Source organism: Streptomyces sp. NPDC034037 (assembly GCF_055575715.1).
Genome location: NZ_JBVISC010000009.1, coordinates 203976 through 211175 on the forward strand (window position 1 = coordinate 203976; position 7200 = coordinate 211175).

5 protein-coding genes are annotated in these 7200 nt (G+C 70.7%); 1 reads left to right on the forward strand and 4 read right to left on the reverse strand.

The annotated features are described in order from the left end of the window. Positions 1 to 188: 188 nt before the first annotated feature. On the reverse strand, positions 189 to 1730 hold the full coding sequence (locus tag ACZ516_RS28965; protein WP_358580286.1) for an AMP-binding protein: 1542 nt from the start codon (positions 1728 to 1730) through the stop codon (positions 189 to 191). A 209-nt stretch (positions 1731 to 1939) separates the two neighbouring features. Beyond that, positions 1940 to 3190 (reverse strand): winged helix DNA-binding domain-containing protein, encoded by a 1251-nt coding sequence (locus ACZ516_RS28970; RefSeq protein WP_361087060.1) that lies wholly within the window; start codon positions 3188 to 3190, stop codon positions 1940 to 1942. A gap of 177 nt (positions 3191 to 3367) precedes the next feature. Here ACZ516_RS28970 and ACZ516_RS28975 point away from each other — a divergent pair, with 177 nt between their 5' ends. Beyond that, positions 3368 to 4528: a magnesium and cobalt transport protein CorA gene (locus tag ACZ516_RS28975; protein ID WP_358580290.1), complete on the forward strand. Its 1161-nt coding sequence runs from the start codon at positions 3368 to 3370 to the stop codon at positions 4526 to 4528. A gap of 48 nt (positions 4529 to 4576) precedes the next feature. Here ACZ516_RS28975 and ACZ516_RS28980 read toward each other — a convergent pair whose 3' ends face one another. Further along, positions 4577 to 5785: a cytochrome P450 gene (locus ACZ516_RS28980; RefSeq protein ID WP_361087065.1), complete on the reverse strand. Its 1209-nt coding sequence runs from the start codon at positions 5783 to 5785 to the stop codon at positions 4577 to 4579. Positions 5786 to 5827: 42 nt separating this feature from the next. Continuing rightward, entirely contained in the window at positions 5828 to 7051 is a 1224-nt protein-coding gene (locus ACZ516_RS28985) for a cytochrome P450 (RefSeq protein ID WP_361087068.1), read from the reverse strand. Between the last annotated feature and the right edge of the window lie 149 nt (positions 7052 to 7200).

Below are 7200 nucleotides of genomic sequence, written 5' to 3' on the forward strand. Positions count from 1 at the left end.
GAAATCGGGGACACCGGTGGACTCCCGTCAACAAATCGGACACTTTCATGGCGAGAGACACGCTCTATGGCCCCCGCACGGGAATTCTCTGGGAGTCACCCGGTGCCGGATGCCGAATTGCGTGACCGGACTGCGCATTCGATGTGCAGGTTTATTGAAGGCGCCGGTTCCGGCCGTGGCGCGGGGCGTCAGTTCACCTCGCGGTCCCGGCCCTCCCAGTACGGCTGCCGCAGCTTGAACTTCTGGACCTTGCCCGTGGCCGTGCGCGGGATGGCGTCGCGGAACTCGACGGAGGTGGGCGCCTTGTAGCCGGCCATCCGCTGCTTGCAGTGGGCGATGATGTCCGACTCGGTGGCCGTCGCCCCCTCCGCGAGGACCACCAGGGCCTTGATCGTCTCGCCCCACTTCTCGTGCGGCACCCCGATGACGGCGACCTCGGCGACCGCCGGGTGACGGAAGATCGTGTCCTCCACCTCGATCGACGAGACGTTCTCGCCGCCGGTGATGATGACGTCCTTCTTCCGGTCCGAGATCGTCAGATGGCCGTCGGTCTCGTCGAACGTCCCGCCGTCACCGGTGTGGAACCAGCCGTCCCTGAGCGCCGCCGCGGTCTCCCGCGGCTTGTCCCAGTAGCTTTCGAGCACGACGTTGGAGCGGGCGAGCACCTCTCCCTCCTCGGAGAGCCGGAGCTTGACGCCGAGCGCGGGCAGGCCGGCGCGGGAGAGCTTGCGGGCCCGCTCCTCGGCGGGCAGCGCCGCGTCCGCGGGCGAGGTGCGGTTGAAGGTGAGCAGCGGGGACGTCTCGGTGAGCCCGTAGATCTGGGTGAACTCCCAGCCCAGTTCCGCCTCCACGCGCTGGATGGTCCTGCTCGGCGGCGGGGCGCCGGCGCACACGATCCGCACCCGGTCGCGGCCGGGCACCGCGCCGCGCCAGGTCACCGCCGCGTCCAGGACCGCGTTCCACACGGCGGGCGCGCCGCACATGAGTGTGACCCCGTGCTCCTCCACCCGGCGCAGGATCTCCGCGCCGTCCACCTTGCGCAGCACCACCTGCTTCACGCCGAGCCCGGCCATCACGAACGGCATGCCCCAGCCGTTGCAGTGGAACATCGGCAGTGTGTGCATGTAGACGTCGCGCTCCCACACCCGGGTGTGCAGGCCGAAGGTGAGCCCGTTGACCCAGATGTTGCGGTGGGTGAGCTGCACGCCCTTGGGCCGGGCGGTGGTTCCCGAGGTGTAGTTGATCGTCGCGGTGGCGTCCTCGTCGGGGTTCGACCAGGGCCGCGGCTCCACGCCGAAGCGCATCAGCCCGGTCTCGGTCTCCTCGCCGAGCACGAAGCGGTGGCGCGCCTTGACGCCCGAGAGGGCGTCGTCCAGCTCCGGGTCGACGAGCAGGACGGAGGCGCCGCTCTGTTGGACCACGTACTCGACCTCCTCCGGCTTGAGCCGGAAGTTGACGGGCACGCAGATCCGTCCGCTCATCGGCACGGCGAACAGCAGTTCCAGGAGCCGCGCGGAGTTGTGGCTGACCACCGCGACCCGTTCGCCCTCCCCGACGCCCAGCGCGTCGAACCCCGCCTGCCAGGCCCGGACCCGTTCCCCCAGACGCCCGTACGTCGAGTCCGGCACCACCGGGGCGGGTTGATCCGGCTCGTCGATCACGCCGGGACTGGCGGCGAAGCCCAGCTCCGCCCGGTCGAGGAAGTCCGTGACGGTCATCGGTGTCCGCATTGCTCTCTCCTGATATCCGGGACCACTTCGGCTACGTAGCATCGTGTAGTCCGCGATGCGGGTCCCACTACCCCTGGGCGGTTCTGCGCAGACGGGTTCTGCGGGGGCGGCCGTCTACGGAGACGGCGTTCTACGAGGACGGGGTGCTACGAGGACGGCGTCCTACGAGGACGGGGTGCTACGGGGACGGGGTGCTACGGGGCGTCGGCTCAGGTGTCGATGACGGTGCCGAAGCGGATGTCGTAGGAGGAGGAGGTCTCGGCGATGCGGAGCAGCATCCGCTCGGCCTCCCGGGTCAGTTCCTCGCGCTCGGCGCGCCCCGGCTCCCCGAACGGCTCGATGGTCAGCACGGCCTCGCCGCCGCCCCTGGGGTCCTCCGCCAGCCGCCAGACCCCGGCGAGGAACCCGTCGAGGAGGAAGACGCAGTGGGCGGAGTTCCCCTTCCAGGTACGCCCCTTGTAGGCGGCGGGGACGACGCGGGTGCGGTCGGCGTGCGAGAGGAGGAGGTTGTCGTACTCGGGAAGGAAGCGCGGCGGAGCCGGGGTGTCCGCGTCGGGGCGCGGTGCGTCGGGCAGGTCGAACAGTTCGACGCCGTGCTCGTCACGGAACGTCCGCAGCTGGGGCCGCAGCCGCTCGAAGACTTCCCTCATCCGGGTGAGCCGCGCCCAGGTCTGCATGTCCTTGACGGAGGCGGGTCCGAAGGCGGCGAGATAGCGCAGGACGACGAGGGAGGCGGTTTCGGAGGGGGTGGCGGCGTTGGCGGGGGCGGCGGGCGGCGCCCCGACCGCGCCCCTGCCGTCACGCCCACTCCGCGCCCCACCGTCCCCGCCCGTGCTTGCCATGCCGCGATCCCCCTGCTCCTCCCCGAGCCAGTGCTCAAGCGTGGTGAGCGTCACCTGTCCGCTGCGGCGCCACAGTCCACGCGGGGTCACCTGGACGAGCGGCAGCGCACAGCGCGCGGCGATGGCGAGCGACTGCGGGTCGGCGTCGGGCCACCGGGCCGACAGTGCCTCGCGAAGCTGCTTCATCGTGCGGGGCTCCGTCTCGACGGCTTCGCGGGCGACGTCGGCGAGTTCCCGCAGATCGACGCCGGCGAGACCGGCGCGGAAGACGCTCAGCTCGCGTGCGAGCGCGTCCTGGACGAAGGGCCGCAGCACGCGGGCGTCGGCGGCGGTATGGAGATGGATGGTGGAGCGCATCGTGACCATGCGGACCAGTTCGCGCGCGTCGAGAAGCGCGGAGAGTTCGGCGGGGTCGAAGTCCGCCAGACGCGCGGCGAGGGCGTAGTAGGGCGGTTTGACGTTCTGCGCCTGGAGCCCGACGAGATGGGCGACGGCCTCCTCGACGGACAGGTCCCGGGAACGGCGCAGGAGGAGCTGCCGGTCGAGCGTGGCGCGATTGAGCGCGCGGGGCCCCAGCACGGGGGTGGTTCCCGAAGGAGCCCTGTTCGTCTTGGCCATGCGGTCACGCTAGTGGGGCTTGCGGACACGTGCGGTCCGCAATGCGCGGACCGACGGACGACGCGCTCCGGGCCAGCCGCCCGCCGCATCGGCCACGTATATCCTGCTCAGTGGCCATCTAGACGTACGTTCGACACCCGACGCCCACCCACGACAACCGACCTGGAGGCGGCCAGCATGGCGGAGCGCCGAGTCCGTCCGGCATCGCCCGCGCGCAAGCACACGTGGCGACGCGGAACGCGCCCCCCGGCGGCCCCGCCGGCCGAGGAGACCCGCCCGGCCCCGCCCGCGCGTCCCGCGGCGGCACGAGAGGCGACGGGCAGCGTCGTCCAGGCGGCGCTGTACCGGGACGGGGTCCGCGTGGCGACGCCGTCCTCCCTCGCGGACACCTTCCGGGAGCTGCGCGAGCAGCGGGACGGCATGGCGTGGATCGGCCTGGCCCGCCCGACGGAGGCAGAGCTCCTCTCCCTGGCAGCGGAGTTCGACCTCCATGAGCTGGCCGTCGAGGACGCGATGGAGGCGCACCAGCGCCCGAAGCTGGAACGGTACGGGGAGACACTCTTCGTCGTCCTGCGCGCCGCCCGCTACCTGGACGCCCCCGAGGAGGTCGACTTCGGCGAGCTGCACGTCTTCGTGGGCCCCGACTTCGTCATCACGGTCCGGCACGCCGCGGCCCCCGACCTGTCCGGGGTCCGCCGCCGCATGGAGGAGAGCCCGGACCTGCTCAAGCTGGGCCCAGAGGCGGTCCTGTACGCGATCCTCGACGCGGTGGTGGACGGCTACGCCCCGGTCGTCGCGGGCGTCCAGAACGACATCGACGAGATCGAGACGGAGGTCTTCAGCGGCGACCCCGAGGTCTCCCGCCGCATCTACGAACTCTCCCGCGAAATGGTGGAGTTCCAACGCGCCACCCGCCCCCTGGTGGGCATGCTGCACGCCTTGATGGCGGGCTTCGCGAAGTACGGCACGGACGAGGAACTCCAGCGCTACCTGCGCGACGTGGCCGACCACGTCACCCACACCAGCGAACGCGTCGACGGCTTCCGCCAGGCCCTGACGGACATCCTCACGGTCAACGCGACGCTGGTGACACAGCAACAGAACGCGGAGATGCGAGCACTGGCGGAGGCAGGCTTCGAACAGAACGAGGAGATCAAGAAGATCTCCTCGTGGGCGGCCATCCTCTTCGCCCCGACACTGGTCGGCACCATCTACGGCATGAACTTCGACCACATGCCGGAGCTCCACTGGGCCGCCGGCTACCCGTTCGCGGTGCTGCTGATGGCGGTGGTGTGCACGAGCCTGTACGTGATCTTCAAGCGGCGCGACTGGCTGTGACGAGCACACCCTCCGGGCACTGATCGACTTCGCCGCGCCAGGAACGGCTCAGGAGCCGCTGCCTGTCCCCGGGAAGTGCAGGTACAGCGACTCGAGGCCGATGTTCGCGCGCACCAGCCTGGCCCGGTGCTCGGTGCCCTCGGCGATCGCGTACTCCGGGATCCGGCAGTGCCACTCCTCGAAGAGGATCTGCATCTCCAGCCGCGCCAGATGCGCGCCCAGACAGCGGTGCACGCCGACGCCGAACGCGGTGTGCACGTTCTCCGGGCGGTGGAAGTCGAGGTCGTGGGGGTTCGGCCAGGTTGCCTCGTCCCGGTTGGCCGTCGTCAGGTGGGCGTTGACCAGGGTCCCGGCCGGCACCGGGCAGCCCGCCACCTCGACGTCCTCGGTGGTGACGCGGGGCAGGAACGGCGCGGGCGGGTCCAGGCGCAGCAGTTCCTCCACCGCCGCCGGCACGAGGGAGGGGTCGGCGACCAGTTCCTTGCGCCGCTCGGGAGCGGTGGCCAGGCGCTCCATGGCCATGCTCAGCGCGTCGGTGACGGTCTCCAGACCGGCCATGATGAGCATCACGCACAGACCCATGGCCTCCGCGTCGGACAGCCGGTCGTCGCCGTCAATGGCCAGGATCTCGCTGAGGATGTCGTCACCGGGCCGCGCGCGGCGGGTCTGGATCAGCTCCATCAGGTAACCGGCCGTGGCCACGGTCCGCTCCGTCGCCGTCACCCGCTCCTCGTCGGTGAGGGGGACCTCCCCCGCGGCGTCGGCGGTGAGCGCGAGGGCCGCCGTTTTGCAGGCGATGAACCGCTCGCGCTCCTCCAGGGGCAGACCCAGCAGGGTCAGCAGCGCCTGTGCCGGGAAGGGGTCGGCGACGTCCGCGACGAACTCGCAGCCACCGCGGGCCTTGACGCCCTCGATGAGGTCGACGGCCTGGGCCCGCAGCGACTCCTCCAGCGGCCGGATGCGGCGCGGGCTGAAGAACGGCTGCAGGATGCGGCGGTAGCGGGTCTGCTCGGGCGGGTCATAGCCCAGCGGGACGAGCGGGAAGCCGCTCTCCACGCCGTCGAACACCATCTTGGCCGAGAACCGGTTCGGCTCCCTGAGCATCTCCTTGACGCCGGCGAGGCCGGTCACCGCGAGGCCGTCCGCCATGGGCGCGACCTCTCCCTTCTCGGCGAGGATCCGCCAGGCGTCGTCACGCCGCTCGGCCACCGGGAGGTCCTTCACCCGGCATACGGTGCTGGGGTCGACGCTGGTCATGGTCACTGATTCCTTTCGGGTACGCACCTGTGGTCTGCTCGCTCACACACTGATCGGCATCCGGGCCGCCCCGCGCAGGCTGAGCAGGCCGTTCCACTCGACCTCGCCGTTCAGGGCCAGGCCGGGGAAGCGCTCCACCAGGCCGCCGATCGCCACCCGGCCCTCGATGCGGGCCAGCGCAGCGCCGAGGCAGTGGTGGATGCCGGCGCCGAGGGAGAGCTGTTTGCGGGCGTTCTCGCGGTCCAGGCGCAGCTCCTCCGCGTCTGCTCCGAAGAACTCCTCGTCGCGGTTGGCGCCGGCCAGGTTGGCGAGGATGAACGAGCCCGGCGGGATCTCGAACCCGCCGACGTGGTACGGCTCCAGGTTGATCCGGCGGCTGTTGTGCACCGGGGCGTCGTACCGCAGCATCTCCTCGACGGCGTTTTCGATCAGCTCCGGCTTGGCGCGCAGCAGTTCGAGCTGATCGGGGTTGCGCAGCAGGGCCAGCGTGCCGCCGGAGATGAGGTTCACGGTGGTCTCGTGGCCCGCGACGTAGAGCATGGTGACCTGGGCGACGAGTTCGTCGTGGCTGAGCACGTCACCGTCGTCCTCGACCGCGATGAGCTGGCTGAGCAGGTCGTCGCCGGGGTTGTCGCGCTTCCAGGCGACGGCCTCGCCGACCAGGTCGAACAGCTCGGCGTCGGCCGACTCGACGGCCCTCATGATCTCGGGGTCCGTGGTCGGTTCGACGGAGCGCATCAGTACGTTGGTGAGGTACCGCATGCGCTTCGTGTCGGTGGGCGGCATCCCGAGCATCCGGGATATCACGGTGAACGGCAGCGGGAACGCGAGCGCTTCGACCAGGTCACCGCCGCCGGCCGCGGCGATGCCGTCGAGCGCCTCGTCGACCAGGGCCTTGATCTGCGGCTCCATGGCGTAGATGGCGCGCGGCGTGAACGCCTTGGAGACCAGCTTGCGCAGCCTGGTGTGGTCCGGCGCGTCCCGGTCGAGCAGAGCGAGGCCCTTCAGGCGCGGCTCGTCCGTGACGCCCGCGTTCGTGTACGCGTCGCGGAAGGGGCCGGGGGCGACGTGGCGCTGCTCGACGGAGAGACCGGAGCGCAGCAGCGCGTCCACGTCCGCGTAGCGCGACAGCATCCAGAAGCCGCCGGGGTGTTCGTGCACCGGGACCTCTCGGCGCAGCTCCGCGTAGTGCGGGTAGGGGTCGGCCATGAATTCCGGCGTGAACGGGTTGAAGATCAGGGGCTCGCTGTGCGGCACCGTGCTCATGGTGAACTCCTCTGCCGAGCGCGCAGGCGTCAGCATGTGTGTAGCGGTGGAAAAAGGGTTGTGCTGGTCGAGAGGTCCAGCGCGCGGGGGGAGGTGGTCCCGTTCGGCGCGGTGACACCGGTGGTGCCCTCCGGGACGGTTGCTGATCG